The organism is Geodermatophilus sp. SYSU D00684 (genome assembly GCF_054050455.1).
In genome coordinates, this window is sequence record NZ_JBJGZI010000001.1 from 146,003 (window position 1) to 160,808 (window position 14,806).

The following is a 14,806-nucleotide window of genomic DNA, read 5'->3' on the forward strand; positions in this document are numbered from 1 at the left end:
GGGCAAGGCTGGTCCGAGGAGCACCGTCCGGGTGCCGCGAGACAGGGAGGAGCGCCGTCCATGGCGTCCGTCATCCACTTCACCATCGCGACCGTCGCCGAGGAGAGCCCCGACTTCCGCCGGGTCCTGTGGACCGGGAAGAACACGCAGCTGGTCGTCATGACCATCCCGCCGGGCGGGGAGATCGGCGAGGAGGTCCACGAGGACATCGACCAGATCCTCACCTTCGTCAGCGGCATCGGGGAGGCGAAGGTCGGCGGCGCCACGAAGAAGGTCGCGCAGGGCGACCTGGTCGTCGTCCCGGCCGGGACCAAGCACAACTTCGTCAACACCGGCGAGAACCCGCTGATCCTGTACACGGTGTACGGCCCGCCGGAGCACGCCGACGGCGCGGTGCACCACACCAAGGAGGAGGCCGACGCGGCGGAGGAGTCCGGCGAGGACGAGCCGCCGACCGGCGACTGACCCGCCTCCCCCCGGTGCCGTCCGCCCCCGCGGCGGCACCGGGGACACTGGGAGGGTGAGCAGCGCACTCGCCGACACCACCGCCGACACCGCCGAGGTCACCGCCGCGCTCCGGCGGGCCGGGATCGGTGACGTCGACGACTCGGGCCTGGCCCGGGCGCTGTACTCCTCCGACGGCTCGCTGTACCGCGTGCTGCCGCGCGCCGTCGTCCGCCCGCGCGACGCCGACGAGGTCGTCGCCGCCCTCGAGGTCTGCCGGACCCTCGGCGTGCCGCTGACCATGCGCGGCGCCGGCACCTCGATCGCCGGCAACGCCGTGGGCACCGGGGTCGTCGTCGACACCAGCCGGTACCTGGACCGGGTGCACGCGGTCGACGCCGAGGCGCGCACCGCGGTCATCGACCCCGGCGTCGTCCAGGCCCGGCTGCAGCTGGCCGCCCGCCCGCACGGGCTGCGCTTCGGGCCGGACCCGAGCACCGCCAACCGCTGCACCGTCGGCGGGATGATCGGCAACAACGCCTGCGGGTCGCGGGCGCTGGGCTACGGCCGGACGTCGGACAACGTCGTCGGCCTCGACGTCGTCACCGGGACCGGGCAGCGGCTGCGGCTGACCTCCGGGGCGGCCGTGGACGGCACGGGCAGCGGGGTGGTCGACGACCTGCGCGCCCTGGTCGGCCGCGAGCTGGCCACCATCCGCACCGAGCTCGGCCGCTTCGGCCGGCAGGTGTCGGGCTACTCGCTGGAGCACCTGCTGCCCGAGCACGGCTTCGACGTCGCCCGGGCGCTGGTGGGCAGCGAGGGCACGCTCGCCGTCGTCCTCGGCGCCACCGTGCGGCTGGTCGTCGACGCCCCGTACCGCGAGCTGGTCGTGCTCGGTTACCCGTCGATGGCCGACGCCGCCGACGCCACGCCCGGCCTGCTCCGGCACGGGCCGACCGCCGTCGAGGGCCTGGACGAGCGGATCGTGCAGCGGCTGCGCGACGTGCCGGCCGCCGTCGTCCCCGACCTGCCGCGCGGCGCGGGCTGGCTGATCGTCGAGCTCACCGGCGACACCGTCGCCGAGGTCGAGGCGAAGGGCGCGGGCGTGGTCGCCGACGCCGGCGCCCTGGACGCCCTGGTGGTCACCGACGTCGCGCACGCCGCCGCGATCTGGCGGATCCGCGAGGACGGCGCGGGCCTGGCCGCGCGCACCTCCGACGGCCGCCCCGCGCACGCCGGCTGGGAGGACGCCGCCGTGCCGGTGGAGTCCCTCGGCGCCTACCTGCGCGAGTTCGACGCGCTGCTGGAGCAGCACGGGCTGCAGGGCGTGCCGTACGGCCACTTCGGCGACGGCTGCGTGCACGTGCGCATCGACTTCCCGTTCGGCCGCGAGCCCGACCGCGGCCGCGCCGCCTACCGCTCCTTCGTCGAGGACGCCGCCCGGCTGGTCGCCCGCTACGGCGGGTCGGTGTCGGGCGAGCACGGCGACGGCCGGGCCCGCAGCGAGCTGCTGTCGACCATGTACTCCCCCGCCGCGCTGGACCTGTTCGCGCAGGTCAAGGCGCTGTTCGACCCAGACGACGTGCTCAACCCCGGCGTGCTGGTGCGCCCGGCCCGCCTGGACGACGACGTCCGGGTGGCCGCCGCGCCCCGGCTGCGCGAGGGCCTGGCGCTGGCCTACCGGCACGACGACGGCGACCTCTCCAACGCGGTGCACCGCTGCACCGGCGTCGGCAAGTGCCGGGCCGACCCGTCCGGCGTCGCGGTGATGTGCCCGTCGTTCCCGGCCACCCGCGAGGAGAAGGACTCCACCCGCGGCCGCGCCCGGGTGCTGCAGGAGATGCTCGCGCCGGGCGGGCCGGTGCGGGACTGGCGCTCACCGGAGGTGCACGCCGCGCTCGACCTGTGCCTGTCGTGCAAGGGCTGCTCGAGGGACTGCCCGACCGGCGTGGACATGGCCAGCTACAAGTCCGAGGTGCTGCACCAGTCCTACCGGCGGCGCATCCGGCCGCTGGCGCACTACACGCTGGGCCGGCTGCCGATGTGGTCCGACCTGGCCGCGCGGGCGCCGCGGCTGGTCAACGCGGTGCTGCGCAACCGGCTCGGCGGGCGGCTGGCGAGGTGGGGCGCCGGCGTGGACCGGCGGCGGTCGCTGCCGTCGTTCGCGCCGCGCACCTTCCGGCAGTCGTTCACCCCCCGGCCGGGCGGCGGCGCGCCGGTGGCGCTGTGGGTGGACTCGTTCACCGACCACTTCGCGCCGGAGGCCGCGCACGCCGCCGTCCGGGTGCTCGAGGCCGCCGGCTACTCGGTGCAGGTGCCCGGCGACGACACCTGCTGCGGCCTGACCTGGATCACCACCGGGCAGCTGGACACCGCGAAACGGATCCTCGGCGACACCGTGCGCCGGCTGGCGCCGCTGGCCGACGCGGGCATCCCGATCGTCGGCGTGGAGCCCTCGTGCACCGCGGCGCTGCGCAGCGACGCCGTGGAGCTGCTCGAGGGGGTGGGCGGGGGTGCCATGGCCGGGCGGGTCGCCGCGGCCACCCGGACGCTGGCCGAGCTGCTCACCGCCACCGAGGGGTGGGCGCCGCCGTCGCTGGCCGGCGTCGAGGTGGTCGCCCAGCCGCACTGCCACCACCACGCGGTCATGGGCTGGGCGACCGACGAGCGGCTGCTGCGCCGGGCCGGCGCGACGGTCACCCGGCTCGGCGGCTGCTGCGGGCTGGCCGGCAACTGGGGCGTCGAGCGGGGGCACCACGAGGTGTCGGTGACCATCGCGGAGCAGCAGCTGCTGCCCGCCGTCCGCGCGGCCGGGCCGGACGCCGTCGTGCTGGCCGACGGGTTCTCCTGCCGCACGCAGCTGGACCAGCTCGCCGACCGGCCGGGCAGGCACCTCGCCGAGCTGCTGGCCGACGCGCTGGACCGGGCCTAGGGAGCGAGGGGCCGGGAATGGGCCGCCGGCCGGCGCGTTGGCGGCAGGCATGACCACTCTCGGCATCATCGGCGCCGGCCACATCGGCACGGCGCTCGCGCAGGCGGCCACCGACCTCGGCCACGACGTCGTCCTCGCCAACTCCCGCGGCCCGGAGACCCTCGCCGGCCTCGTCGACGCGCTCACCGACCGGCCCTCCCGCCGCGGCTCGGTGCGCGCCGCCACCGCAGCCGGGGCCGGCGCCGCCGGCGACCTCGTCGTCGTCACCGTGCCGCTCAGGGCGGTCCCCGACATCCCGGTCGAGCCGCTGGCCGGGAAGGTCGTCATCGACACCAACAACTACTACCCGGAGCGCGACGGGCACGTCGCCGCCCTCGACGAGGGGCGCACCACCAGCTCCCAGCTGCTGCAGGACCACCTGCCCACGTCGCGCGTGGTCAAGGCGTTCAACCACATCCCGGCCGGGCAGATCACCGCCCGGCGGACGCCGAGCGGCACCCCGCACCGGCGGGCGCTGGCCGTCGCCGGGGACGACGCCTCGGCCCGGGAGGTCGTCGCCTCGTTCATCGACGAGATCGGCTTCGACGTCCTCGACCTGGGCCCGCTGGCCGAGAGCTGGCGGATCGAGCCCGGCACCGCCGGCTACGGCCCGGACCTCGACCTCGAGGGCCTGCGCCGGGCGACCGCGGAGGCGACCCGGGCCGCGTGAGCTCAGGCGGCGCGGCGGTCCCGGCGGGCGCGGGCGGTGGCCAGCACCGTCGGGGCCAGCGCCGCGGCGATCCGCGCGTAGCCGGCCGAGGAGGGGTGGAACCGGTCGGCGGAGAACAGCGCCGGGTCGGTGGTGAACGCCCGGCCCACCTCGGCGGACACGGCCGCGACGACGGCGCCGCGCGCCCGCGCCGCCTCCGCCTGCCGCTGCTGCATCGCCGCGCAGGCGGCCTGCACGACCGGCCGGAACGCCGGCGGCACGAACGGCACGCTGGACATGTCCGGCGCCGGCACCACGACCACGTCGGTGCCCGCGGCGCGCAGCCCGTCGACGGCGCCGCCGAGCGCGGCCACCGCCTGCTCGACGGGGAGGAACCGGGCGAGGTCGTTGGCGCCGATCACCACGACGGCGAGGTCGGCGCCCAGCGGCGCGGCCCGGCGGACCTGCGCGGCGAGGTCGCGGGAGACCGCGCCGGGCACGGCCAGCACGGACAGCTCGGTGTCGATGCCCGCGCTGCGCAGCACCTGCGCCAGCCGCGGGCCGAGGCCGTCCTCGACCCGCGCGGCACCGGTGCCGTACGCGATCGAGTCACCGAGGACGGCGAGGTGGAGACGGTCGGTCACGCCCGGTGCAACGCCGGCCGGCGGGGCGCTCTGCCCGCCGGTCCGGCCGGCCGCCGGTGACCCCGGCCACCGTGCGCCCCGAGCCGCGACGCTCTGCCACGATGCCCGCGTGGTGGATCTGGACGAGACCATGCTGCCCGGCGTCGGCGTGCGCTACGGACTCACGACGCGTGCCGGCGACCGCCTGGCCGTCGTCGTCCAGCGCGAGGGCGGCGCGGAGGTGGCCGTGTTCGACCGGCGCGACCCGGACCGCGCCCGCGCCGTGTTCCGGCTCGACGCCGAGGAGACCGGCGTCCTGGCCGAGCTCCTCGGCGCGCCGCGGCTGACCCAGCGGTTCGTCGACCTCTCCCGCGAGGTGCCGGGCCTCGAGTCCGCCCGCTTCCTCCTGCGTCCCGGGTCCCCCTTCGACGGGCGTCCGCTCGGTGACACCCGCGCCCGGACGCTGACCGGGTGCTCGATCGTGGCCGTGGTGCGCGAGAACGACGTCGTCCCCTCCCCCGGGCCGGCGGAGGTCCTGCACGCCGGGGACGTGCTGGTCGCCATCGGCTCCGACGCCGGGCTCACCCGGCTCGGCGCGCGCCTGGACGGCGCGGCCTAGGCCCCCGGCGTGCACGGCACCGAGGCGCTGCTGGTCGAACTGGGACTGCTCTTCCTGGGGCTCGCGCTGCTCGGCCTGCTCGCCCGGCGCCTGGACCTCTCCCCCATCCCGTTCGTCCTCGTGGCCGCGCTGGCGGTGGGCGAGGGCGGGGTCGCGCCCCTGACCACGGCCACCCCGTTCATCGAGGCCGCGGCCGAGATCGGCGTCGTGCTGCTGCTGCTCGCCCTCGGCCTGGAGTTCTCACCGGACGAGCTGTTCACCTCGCTGCGCCACCACGGCCGTTCGGGCGTGGTGGACCTGCTGCTCAACGCGCCGCCGGGCATCGTGGCCGGCCTGGCGCTCGGCCTGCCCTGGCAGGGAGCCCTGGCCCTCGGCGGCATCACCTACGTCTCGTCGTCGGGCATCGTGGCCCGGCTGCTCGCCGACCTCGGCCGGCTGGCCAACCGGGAGACGCCGGCCGTGCTGTCGGTCCTGGTCCTCGAGGACCTCGCGATGGCGCTGGTGCTGCCGCTGCTCGCGGTGGCGCTGGCCGGGGGCGGCCCGGCCGCGGCCGCCGGCGGCCTCGCCCTGGCCGCCGGGGCCGTGGTGCTGGTCCTGGCCGCGGCCCGGCGCCACGGTCACCGCCTCGGGGTGCTGCTCACCTCCCCCGACGACGAGCAGGTCCTCCTGCGGCTGGTCGGGCTGACCCTGCTGGTCGCCGGCGCGGCCCAGGCGCTGGGCGTCTCGGCCGCGGTCGGCGCCTTCCTCGTCGGGCTGGCCCTGCCTGCCCCGTTCGCCGCACGGGTGCGGCGGATCCTCACCCCGCTGCGCGACCTGTTCGCGGCGACCTTCTTCGTGGCCTTCGGGCTGGGCACCGACCCCGCCGACGTCGTCCCGGTCCTGCCGGCGGCGCTGCTCCTCGCCGTCGTGACGGCGGCGACCAAGGTGGGGACCGGCTGGTACGCCGCCCGCCGGGACGGGGTCGCCGCTCCGGGCCGCTGGCGTGCCGGGACGGCACTGATCGCCCGCGGGGAGTTCTCCGTGGTCATCGCCGGGCTGGCCGTGGTGGCCGGCCTGCCCGAGCTCGGCCCCCTGACCACCGCGTACGTGCTGGTGCTCGCCGTCGCCGGCCCCGTGGTGACCCGGCTGGCCGAGCCCCGGACCGCGCTCCCCGGCACGGCCCACCCCGGGCCCGGGGCGCCGGCCGCGTGAGCGTCGGCGCCGCGGACCCGGGGTGGGACACGCCCGCTGCGGTCGGTGCAGGACGGGCGCGCCGCCGTGCTCCTCGGCCGGCCGCTGCGCGCCCGACGTCGTCCTCAGCGGCTTCTCCGGGATGAACAGCACCACGAGCAGCGCGAGCGCGGCCGGCGGCGTGGCGATGAGGAACACCGTGAAGTCGGCGTGAACGACCCCACGACGCGACGGGGCCCGGCCGGGATCTCCCGGCCGGGCCCCGAGGGTCCGTGCGTGGTGGCCGTTACGCCTTCGGGCCACCCGCGGCGTAGACGACCTGGCCGGAGACGAAGCCCGCGCCCTCGCTGACGAAGAACGACACCAGGTGGGCGATGTCCTCGGGCTGGCCGACGCGGGCCACCGGGATCTGCGAGGCGGCGCCCTTGATGAAGTCGTCGAAGGCGATGCCCATGCGCTCGGCGGTGGCCATCGTCATCTCGGTCTGGATGAAGCCCGGGGCGATCGCGTTGGCGGTGACACCGAACTTGCCCAGCTCGATGGCGAGGGTCTTGGTGAAGCCCTGCAGGCCCGCCTTCGCCGTCGAGTAGTTCGCCTGGCCGCGGTTGCCCAGCGCCGAGGTCGAGGACAGGTTCACGATCCGGCCCCACGTGGCCTCGACCATGTGCTTCTGGCAGGCGCGGCTCATGAGGAAGGCGCCGCGCAGGTGCACGTTCATGACCAGGTCCCAGTCGACCTCGGTCATCTTGAACAGCATGTTGTCCCGGATGACGCCGGCGTTGTTGATCAGCACGACCGGCGGGCCGAGCTCGGCGGCGATCCGGTCGACGGCGGCCTGCACCTGCTCGGCGTCGCTGACGTCGGCGCCGACGCCGAGCGCGCGCCCGCCGGCGGACTCGATGGCCTGCACGGTGTCCTTGGTGTTCGCCTCGTCGAGGTCGAGCACGGCGACGGCGAAGCCGTCGGCGGCCAGGCGCTTCGCCGTCGCGGCGCCGATGCCGCGCGCGGCGCCGGTCACGATGGCGACGCGGGGGGTGGCCTCGCTCATGGCAGTTCCTCTCGTTGGTGGCGGCGTCGTCGCCGGCCGGTCCGGGTGGGGGGCTCGGGCCGGGTCGTCCCCGCGCCGGCCCCCGGGCTGCGCCGGTCAGGTTACGGCGGGCTCCCGGGGCGTCCGGAGACGGCCCCGTGCCGGTGCGCGGCGGCCGTCAGGGCCAGATCGAGGCGACGATGATCGCGGCGACCGAGAGCTGGGTCGCGGCCATCACCAGGCTCGCGGGGTGGAAGCCGGTCTCGGTGACGAGCTGGCCCATCTTCCCCGGCGTGAGCAGGTCGAGGACGAGGAACGCGACGGCCTGCAGCACCACGCCGAGCACGCCGAAGACGACGGTCCAGAGCAGCGCCTCCCCGAACCCGGACGTCGCGTTGGTCCAGATGGCGGCGAAGATGACCGCGCCCTGGGCGAGGAACCCGGCGGACAGGACGACCGCGGCGCTCACCGACCGGTCCTCGTAGATGCGCCGGCCGAGGTGGCCGGGCGTCAGCAGGTCGAGGACGAGGAAGCCGAGGGCCAGCAGCACGAGGCCGACGGCGGTGTAGGCGACGGCGTAGCCGATGCTGGCCAGCACGGGACGGGTACCTCCGGGGGCGGGAGCGGACGGGCCTGCCAGTTCCTACCGCACCGGCTCCCCCGGCCGCACGCGACGGTCCGGCCGGTCAGTCCCCCGGGCGCGCGACGTCACCCCGCACGACGTTCCCCCGCACGACGTCCACGCGATCGAAGCCCTCGGCCTCGGTGGGTGGGGCGAACCGGGCGCGGGCGGCGTACACCCCGACCAGCGGCACCGGCGTCTCGCGGGCCGCGTTGCGGGCCAGGCACTCCTCGAGCGGGGTGTCCACCCAGACCGCGCGCACCGGCACGCCGGCCGCGCGGGCCGCGGCGACCAGCGGCGCGCGCTCCTCCGGCGAGGGGCTGGTGTTGTCGACGACGACGCTGCGCCCGGCCGCCAGCAGCGCGGCGACCAGCCGCTGCTGCCGGACCTCCCGCCGGCGGGCGCGGGGCCAGTGGTCCTTGCTCACCACCTCGTGCGTGCCGGCGAGGGTGCGCCGCACCCACGTCGACTTGCCCGCGCCCTGCAGGCCGACCACCACGACGAGCTCGGGTGAGGTGCTGGAACGGCCTCCCTGCAGGGGCCCGCCGCGAGCGTGCGAGCGGTGGGGGGCAGGGAGGTCCTCCATCACGCGCTCCGGCGCAGCGGGGTCACCGGCTCGTCGTCGTCCTCGAACACCGGGCGGGCCGCCGGGTGCTCGACCAGCGCGAGCACCCTCCCGGCCATGAAGCGTGCGGTGCGCACGGGCGTGCCGCCGCGGGTGGTCTCGGTGACCTCCACGACGCCGCGGCCGTGGGACACGTCCACCCGGCGCCCGGCGCGGGTGGCCTCGATCTCGTAGGTGCGGGTGTCGCCACCGGCGTCGATGACGACCTCGACACGATCGCCCTTCACGGGTCCTCCTCGGGGTCTCGCCGGGACCGTTCCCCGGCTTGTGGACAACGTCCTCCCGACCCCTGACATTCCCCGAAAGCGCTGGTCAGTCCCCGGATCCGCGCCGCGAGGGCCAGTGCGGGTGCAGTGCCCGGACCGAGGCCAGCGCCGCCCGGCGGGCCTGCGCGCGCTGCCGCGCGCGGCTGGTCCGCGGGGCCCTCGGCTCCTCGCGCAGCAGCGCGTCCAGCCAGTGCCCCCGCGGGTCGACGTCGACCAGCAGCGCCTTCACCAGCAGCGTGAGCGGGATGGCCAGCAGCGCGCCCAGCGCGCCGAGCACCCAGCCCCAGAACAGCAGCGCGAGGAAGGTGACCGTCATCGACAGGCCCACCGAGTCGCCGACGAAGCGGGGCTGGATGAGCGTCTGCACGACGAAGTTGAGCAGCGCGTAGACGACGATGATCACCCAGAACTCGGTCCAGCCGCCGGCGAGCAGGCCGAGCAGCGCCGGCGGGATGACGCCGAGCACGAACCCGATGTTGGGCACGTAGTTGGTGATGAACGACAGCAGGCCCCAGAGCACCGGCAGCGGGACCTCGAGGATCGCCAGCGCGACGGTGTCGCCCACCGCCACGATCGCGCCGAACACCGTGCTCACCAGCAGGTAGCTGCGGGTGCCGCGGGCGAACAGGCCCAGGGCGATGGGCAGGTGCGGCCGGTCCTCGGCGACCAGCGCCAGCCGGCGGCCGAACCCGCCGGACTCGATGGCGAGGAAGACCATCGCCGACAGCAGCAGCACCAGCGTGCTGGCGGTGTCGGTGACCCGGGCGAGCAGGTCGGTGGCCAGGCCCACGAGCTGGCCGTAGTCGAACCGGTCGACCAGGTCCTGGATCTGCGTGGAGGACAGCCCGGCCTCGTCGAGCCGCTGCACCGTGTCGTCGAGCAGCACCGCGAACTGCGGGGCGTAGTCGGGCAGCAGGACGGCGAACTGGGCGATCGCGACCACCAGCAGCGACCCGAGGCCGAGCAGCACGCCCCACACGAGCAGCAGCAGGACGCCGGCCGCCGCCCAGCGCGGCACGTGGTGGCGCAGCAGCCAGCGCTGCACCGGCATGAGCGCCACGACGACGACGAGCGCGAGCAGCACCGGCGCGACCAGCCAGGCGATCTCGCGCACCCCGGCGACGGCGATCGTCGCGGCCGCGGCGCCGACCAGCAGCACCAGCCAGCGGGGCAGCCCGCCGGGACCGGAGAGGGTGCCGGCCGGTCCCGGCGCCGGGCCGCCGTCGACCGGCGCGAGAGGGACGTCGGTGGCCAGCGGCAGTCCGTCGGCGAGGTCCGCCGGCAGCTCGGTGGGCTCCGGGGGGACCACCCGGGAGGCCCCGGTGCGCGCCCGCTCCGCACCCGGCTCGGGCAGGTGCGACTGCGCGGCCATGGACGTCCTCCCCCGTAACGGCGCCGTGACGCCCCAGGGTGTCACGGCGGTGCGGCTCCCGCGGGGAGCCTCAGCCGGACCGGCCCTCGAGCAGCGCGGTCATCTCCGGCAGGTCGAAGAACGCCGCGGTCTCGCGGGCGCTCGGCCCGCCGGCGTCGGGGTCGGCGCCCGCGGCCAGCAGCGTCCGCACGCCGGCCTCCGAGCGGCGGAACACCGCCGCGGCCAGCGCCGTCTGGCCGCGGTCGTTGGCCCGGCCCGGGTCGGCGCCGCGCTCGAGCAGCGCGGCCACCGTCTCCGGGTGGTCGTGGTAGGCGGCGAGGATCAGCAGCGTGTCGCCCTTGTCGTTGGTGAGGTCCACCGGGACGCCGGCGTCGACGTAGGCGGCCAGCTCCGCGGTGTGGCCGAACCGGGCGAGGTCGAAGACCCGCGCGGCCAGCTCGACGACGCCGGGGTCGATGGGCTCGCTCACGACCGCGCCCCCGTCCCGAGGCCGTCGACGAGGGCCAGGATCCGCCGCCAGGCGTCCTGGCAGGCCTCCTCCCACTCGGGCGCGGCGCGGTCGAAGAAGGAGTGCGGGGCGCCGTCGTAGACCGCGGTCCCGACGTCGGCGCCGGCGGCGCGCATCGTCTCCGCGAGGGCGAGCTGGTCCTCGACGGGGGTGGCGGCGTCCGCGCCGGCGACGATCATCAGCGTCGGGCGCGAGGCCCGCGCGGCGGCGTCGCCGACCATGGCCGGGCGGCCGTAGAAGCCCACGCAGGCGGCGACGTCGAGGTCGCCGCCGGACTGCCGCCAGGAGTGGCTGCCGCCGAAGCAGAAGCCGACGGTGACCACCGGCAGGTCGGGCCGCGTGCGCCGGCGCAGCTCGGCGATCGCCGCGGCGAGGTCGGCGTCGACCCCCTCGGGCGTGGTCTGCGGGACGTGCGTCTGCCAGTCGAAGCCGGCGTCGCGGGTGCCGGACGGGCAGGTGCCGGCGGTCCGGCCGAAGTAGTCGAAGGCGACGGCGGGCACGCCGGCCTCGGCGAAGCGCTCGGTGAGCGCGACGTAGTACGGGTGCAGCCCGCGGATGTCCGGGAGGACCACCACGCCGGCGGGTGCGGCCGCGACGTCGGCGGGCAGCGCCCAGGCGGCCGAGACCTCCGTGCCGTCGGCCGCGGTGAGGACGGTGAGGCCGCGGTCGCCGACCTCCCCCGAGCGCGGCGGGGCGGGCGGGCGGCTGGCGGGGTCGTGGCACATGGCCCTGTGCTACCAGGCCGTGCCGGGCACCGCGCGAGGGACCCGGGTCAGACGCCGCCGGTGCGCTCGGCGGCCCCCGCCCGGCCGCCGAAGACGGCGGCGGCGACCTCGCGGCGGGCGTCGGTGAGCCACGCGTACTGCCGGTGCGCCTGGTCGATGAGCCGGTCGAGCTCGGCCCGGTCCAGCCGGTCGTCGGCCTCGGCGACGATCCGCAGCGTCTCGAAGCCGCTGCGCTTGGCGCGCACCCCGGAGGCGAGGAACTCGAACTCGACGAGGTCCGACAGCGGCGAGCGGGACAGCAGCCGGCCGTTGAGCTTGGCGCGGGTGACCTTCTCCGCCAGCCACACGCCGAGCTGCTTGTACTGCCGCACCGGGATGCCGAGCGCCCGGGCCGTGGCCAGCAGCGAGGACTTCTCCTCGCGCAGCTCGCCGAGCAGCTGGGTCAGCGGCGCCTCCCAGCGCGAGCCGCGGTGCACGCCCAGCATCCGGCCGACCAGCTCGATGCCGCCGGTGGCCGAGGCGAGGTGGTCGTTGACGTAGACGCCGAGGAGCTCGGCGTTGCGCAGCGGCTGCACGGGTTCGGACACGGGACCTCCTGCGGGACGGGACGTCCCCATCCTCCGGGACCGGTGATCACCGCGCGCGGCGGCGTCCCTCATCCGGGCGGCCGGCCGGCGCGGGTGAGCAGCCGCGCGGCGGCCGGGCGCAGCTCCTGCTCCAGCTCCCAGGACCCGGCGGCCAGCCGCTGCGCGACCGCCTGCCGGGAGACGCCGAGCTCGGCGGCCGCGGCGGCCCGGGTGGCGCCGGCCGCGACCAGGTCGACGGCGGCCCAGGCCGCGGCGCTGCGGCGGGCGAGCAGGACGGCGAGCGCGGTGAGCACCGCCTGCGCGTCGGCGGCCGCCTCGGCGTCGGACCCGCGCACGGCCAGCCGGGCCGGGCGGCGCCCGGCGGCCTCCAGGGCGCGGCGCGCGGCGAGCACCACCGGGGCGTCGCCGGGACCGGCCGGCGCCGCGCCGACGCCGATCCGCCGGCCGCCCTCCCGCACCAGCGCGACGACCGCGTCCACCGCGGCCGGGGGGTCGTCGAGGACCGCCGCCCAGCCCTCCCCCACCGCCCGCGCGCCGGCCCCGAGGACCGCCGGGGGCCTGCCGGCGGCGGGGCCCGCGGTCAGCGGGGCGCAGGCGACGGCCAGGGACACGCGCGCAGCGTTGCCGCCGGCCGGACCGGGTGCAAGCTCCTGGGCTTGCCCGGCGCGCCGGTCAGTCCTGCGTCAGCTCGGGCGGGAAGCCGCCGGTGGCCACCGGGCCCCAGCGCTCGATCGTGATCCGCAGCAGCGACTTGCCCTGCCGGGCCATCGCGGCGCGGTACTCGTCCCAGTCGGGGTGCTCGCCGCTGATCGACCGGAAGTACTCGACCAGCGGCTCCAGCGCCTCCGGCAGGTCCAGCACCTCGGCGCGGCCGTCCACCTGCACCCACGCGCCGTCCCAGTCGTCGGACAGGACGCAGAGGGAGACGGCGGGGTCGCGGCGGGCGTTGCGCACCTTGGCGCGCTGCGGATAGGTGCTGACGACGACCCGGCCCTCGGCGTCGACGCCGTAGGTCACCGGGGACAGCTGCACCCCGCCCTCGCGGCGCCGGGTGAGCAGCACCGCGCGGTGCCGTGGGCGGAGGAAGTCGAGCAGCTCGGCGCGCTCGACCCGGTCGGCTCTGGCGGTCCTGGGCACGTCCCCGACGCTAGCCGCGGCCCGCGCCCCACCAGCGGTCGGGCGGTGGTCCGCGGTGATCCGTGGTGCGATGTGACCATGAGGTTCCGCCTGTCCGGACGCCGGGACGACGCCCCGGCCGGTGGTGGCGCGTCCGCCGCCGGCGGCGCCGCGGCCCGTGACCGCGCGGCCGACGACGGGTCCGGCGCCGGGCCGGTCGGCGACGAGCGCACCACCCCCACGCTCACCGGCGAGGGCGGCCCGCGCGACCCGCGCGCCGCCGACCACGACGCCACGGCGGCCCCCGCCCCGGCCTGGCAGCGCGGCGAGCGCGCCGTGTCGGCCACCCGCACCCTCGCCATCGCCTCCGCCCAGCTGCTGCTCATCAGCGCGGCGCTGGTGGTGATCGGCTGGGTCCTCGGCAAGCTGTGGGTCATCCTGCTGCCGGTCATCCTCGGCCTGCTGTTCGCCACCGTGCTGTGGCCGCCCACCCGGTTCCTGCGCCGGCACGGCTGGCCCCCCGCCCTGGCCGCGGCGGTCGTGCTGCTGCTGTTCCTCGGGCTCATCGGCGGGCTGATCGCGGTCATCGCCCCGCAGGTCGCCGACCAGGTCACCGAGCTCGCCGACCAGTTCACCAGCGGCCTGCAGCAGGTCCAGGACTGGCTGCAGGGCCCGCCGCTGGACATCGACGAGGAGCAGCTGGGCCAGTACGTGGACCAGGCCATCGACTCGGTCCAGAACAACGCGTCGAACATCGCGGGCTACGCGGCCACCGGCGCCTCCGCCGTCGGCAACGGGCTGATCAACCTGGTGCTCGCGCTGGTGCTGGCGTTCTTCTTCGTCAAGGACGGGCCGCGCTGGGTGCCGTGGCTGGCCGCGCAGACCGGGCCGAAGGCCGCCCCGCACGTGGCCGCGCTGTCGCAGAAGACCTGGACGACCCTGTCGGAGTTCATCAAGCAGCAGGCCCTCGTCGGCTTCGTCGACGCCTTCTTCATCGGCCTGGGGCTGTGGATCCTCGACGTGCCGCTGGTCATCCCGCTGGCCGTGCTGACCTTCTTCGGCGCGTTCATCCCGATCATCGGTGCGTTCGTCGCCGGCGCCTTCGCGGTGCTGATCGCCCTGGTCGACGAGGGCTTCACGGTGGCGCTGATCGTCTTCGGGATCGTGCTGCTGGTGCAGCAGATCGAGGGCAACGTGCTGCAGCCGATCATCCAGGGCCGCGGGTTCAACCTGCACGCCGCGGTGGTCATCCTCGCCGTCACCGCCGGCGGCAGCCTGGCCGGGATCGTCGGCGCCTTCCTCGGGGTGCCGGTGGCCGCGCTGATCGCCGTCGTCTACCGGTACACCCGCGACGCGCTCGACGGCCGCCATCCCGAGGTCGCCGACGACGGCACCCGGCACCAGGTGGCCGGCGACGACGACGGCGCCGTCCTGACCCGCTCCCCCGCGCCGCCGGCCTGACCGGACGGGAATGCCGGCCGG

The 14,806-nt window shown here is 76.6% G+C and carries 17 protein-coding genes; 6 read left to right on the top strand and 11 right to left on the bottom strand.

The window, feature by feature from the left end:
* The first annotated feature begins 60 nt into the window (after positions 1-60).
* From ACI79L_RS00700 to ACI79L_RS00710, 3 genes are read left to right on the top strand one after another with little or no spacing between them, the layout of a single operon-like run.
* Positions 61-465, top strand: a complete 405-nt coding sequence (locus ACI79L_RS00700) for a cupin domain-containing protein (protein ID WP_456927967.1) — start codon at positions 61-63, stop codon at positions 463-465.
* Between the two features lie 55 nt (positions 466-520).
* Entirely contained in the window at positions 521-3,376 is a 2,856-nt protein-coding gene (locus ACI79L_RS00705) for an FAD-binding and (Fe-S)-binding domain-containing protein (protein ID WP_456934926.1), read from the top strand.
* A gap of 49 nt (positions 3,377-3,425) precedes the next feature.
* Complete coding sequence (locus ACI79L_RS00710) at positions 3,426-4,085, top strand: NADPH-dependent F420 reductase (RefSeq protein WP_456934927.1); 660 nt, start codon at positions 3,426-3,428, stop codon at positions 4,083-4,085.
* 2 nt (positions 4,086-4,087) lie between these two features.
* Here the strand turns inward: ACI79L_RS00710 and ACI79L_RS00715 are convergent, their stop codons facing one another.
* Positions 4,088-4,708: an SGNH/GDSL hydrolase family protein gene (locus ACI79L_RS00715; RefSeq protein WP_456934928.1), complete on the bottom strand. Its 621-nt coding sequence runs from the start codon at positions 4,706-4,708 to the stop codon at positions 4,088-4,090.
* A gap of 109 nt (positions 4,709-4,817) precedes the next feature.
* Here ACI79L_RS00715 and ACI79L_RS00720 point away from each other — a divergent pair, with 109 nt between their 5' ends.
* Positions 4,818-5,306, top strand: a complete 489-nt coding sequence (locus ACI79L_RS00720; protein ID WP_456934929.1) for a cation:proton antiporter regulatory subunit — start codon at positions 4,818-4,820, stop codon at positions 5,304-5,306.
* A 9-nt stretch (positions 5,307-5,315) separates the two neighbouring features.
* Positions 5,316-6,497 (top strand): cation:proton antiporter, encoded by a 1,182-nt coding sequence (locus ACI79L_RS00725; protein ID WP_456934930.1) that lies wholly within the window; start codon positions 5,316-5,318, stop codon positions 6,495-6,497.
* Positions 6,498-6,762: 265 nt separating this feature from the next.
* On the opposite strand, the gene ACI79L_RS00730 is transcribed toward ACI79L_RS00725, so the two are convergent.
* The 10 genes from ACI79L_RS00730 to ACI79L_RS00775 form a co-directional block, all read right to left on the bottom strand.
* Positions 6,763-7,524: an SDR family oxidoreductase gene (locus ACI79L_RS00730; RefSeq protein WP_456934931.1), complete on the bottom strand. Its 762-nt coding sequence runs from the start codon at positions 7,522-7,524 to the stop codon at positions 6,763-6,765.
* Positions 7,525-7,681: 157 nt separating this feature from the next.
* Positions 7,682-8,101, bottom strand: a complete 420-nt coding sequence (locus tag ACI79L_RS00735; protein WP_456934932.1) for a DUF350 domain-containing protein — start codon at positions 8,099-8,101, stop codon at positions 7,682-7,684.
* 88 nt (positions 8,102-8,189) lie between these two features.
* On the bottom strand, positions 8,190-8,624 hold the full coding sequence (locus ACI79L_RS00740; RefSeq protein WP_456934933.1) for an AAA family ATPase: 435 nt from the start codon (positions 8,622-8,624) through the stop codon (positions 8,190-8,192).
* A gap of 86 nt (positions 8,625-8,710) precedes the next feature.
* Positions 8,711-8,977: a hypothetical protein gene (locus ACI79L_RS00745; RefSeq protein WP_456934934.1), complete on the bottom strand. Its 267-nt coding sequence runs from the start codon at positions 8,975-8,977 to the stop codon at positions 8,711-8,713.
* A gap of 85 nt (positions 8,978-9,062) precedes the next feature.
* The gene (locus ACI79L_RS00750; protein ID WP_456934935.1) at positions 9,063-10,388 is read right to left on the bottom strand and encodes an AI-2E family transporter; all 1,326 of its coding nucleotides are present in this window, start codon (positions 10,386-10,388) and stop codon (positions 9,063-9,065) included.
* 70 nt (positions 10,389-10,458) lie between these two features.
* The gene (locus ACI79L_RS00755) at positions 10,459-10,857 is read right to left on the bottom strand and encodes an ankyrin repeat domain-containing protein (protein WP_456934936.1); all 399 of its coding nucleotides are present in this window, start codon (positions 10,855-10,857) and stop codon (positions 10,459-10,461) included.
* Entirely contained in the window at positions 10,854-11,621 is a 768-nt protein-coding gene (locus ACI79L_RS00760) for a dienelactone hydrolase family protein (RefSeq protein ID WP_456934937.1), read from the bottom strand. The genes ACI79L_RS00755 and ACI79L_RS00760 overlap by 4 nt, the downstream gene beginning before the upstream one ends.
* A 47-nt stretch (positions 11,622-11,668) precedes the next feature.
* Complete coding sequence (locus tag ACI79L_RS00765) at positions 11,669-12,208, bottom strand: hypothetical protein (protein ID WP_456934938.1); 540 nt, start codon at positions 12,206-12,208, stop codon at positions 11,669-11,671.
* Positions 12,209-12,276: 68 nt separating this feature from the next.
* Positions 12,277-12,819, bottom strand: coding sequence for a hypothetical protein (locus ACI79L_RS00770; RefSeq protein WP_456934939.1), 543 nt, complete (start codon positions 12,817-12,819; stop codon positions 12,277-12,279).
* 61 nt (positions 12,820-12,880) lie between these two features.
* Positions 12,881-13,345, bottom strand: coding sequence for a PPOX class F420-dependent oxidoreductase (locus ACI79L_RS00775; RefSeq protein ID WP_456934940.1), 465 nt, complete (start codon positions 13,343-13,345; stop codon positions 12,881-12,883).
* 78 nt (positions 13,346-13,423) lie between these two features.
* Here ACI79L_RS00775 and ACI79L_RS00780 point away from each other — a divergent pair, with 78 nt between their 5' ends.
* Complete coding sequence (locus ACI79L_RS00780; protein WP_456934941.1) at positions 13,424-14,785, top strand: AI-2E family transporter; 1,362 nt, start codon at positions 13,424-13,426, stop codon at positions 14,783-14,785.
* Positions 14,786-14,806: the final 21 nt, after the last annotated feature.

What these genes read in the sequence shown, in the direction of transcription:
- ACI79L_RS00700 (WP_456927967.1), top strand. Translation starts at nt 61, where the DNA reads ATGGCGTCCGTCATCCACTTCACCATCGCGACCGTCGCCGAGGAGAGC.
- ACI79L_RS00710 (WP_456934927.1), top strand. Translation starts at nt 3,426, where the DNA reads ATGACCACTCTCGGCATCATCGGCGCCGGCCACATCGGCACGGCGCTC.
- ACI79L_RS00730 (WP_456934931.1), bottom strand. Translation starts at nt 7,524, where the DNA reads ATGAGCGAGGCCACCCCCCGCGTCGCCATCGTGACCGGCGCCGCGCGC.
- ACI79L_RS00750 (WP_456934935.1), bottom strand. Translation starts at nt 10,388, where the DNA reads ATGGCCGCGCAGTCGCACCTGCCCGAGCCGGGTGCGGAGCGGGCGCGC.
- ACI79L_RS00760 (WP_456934937.1), bottom strand. Translation starts at nt 11,621, where the DNA reads ATGTGCCACGACCCCGCCAGCCGCCCGCCCGCCCCGCCGCGCTCGGGG.
- ACI79L_RS00780 (WP_456934941.1), top strand. Translation starts at nt 13,424, where the DNA reads ATGAGGTTCCGCCTGTCCGGACGCCGGGACGACGCCCCGGCCGGTGGT.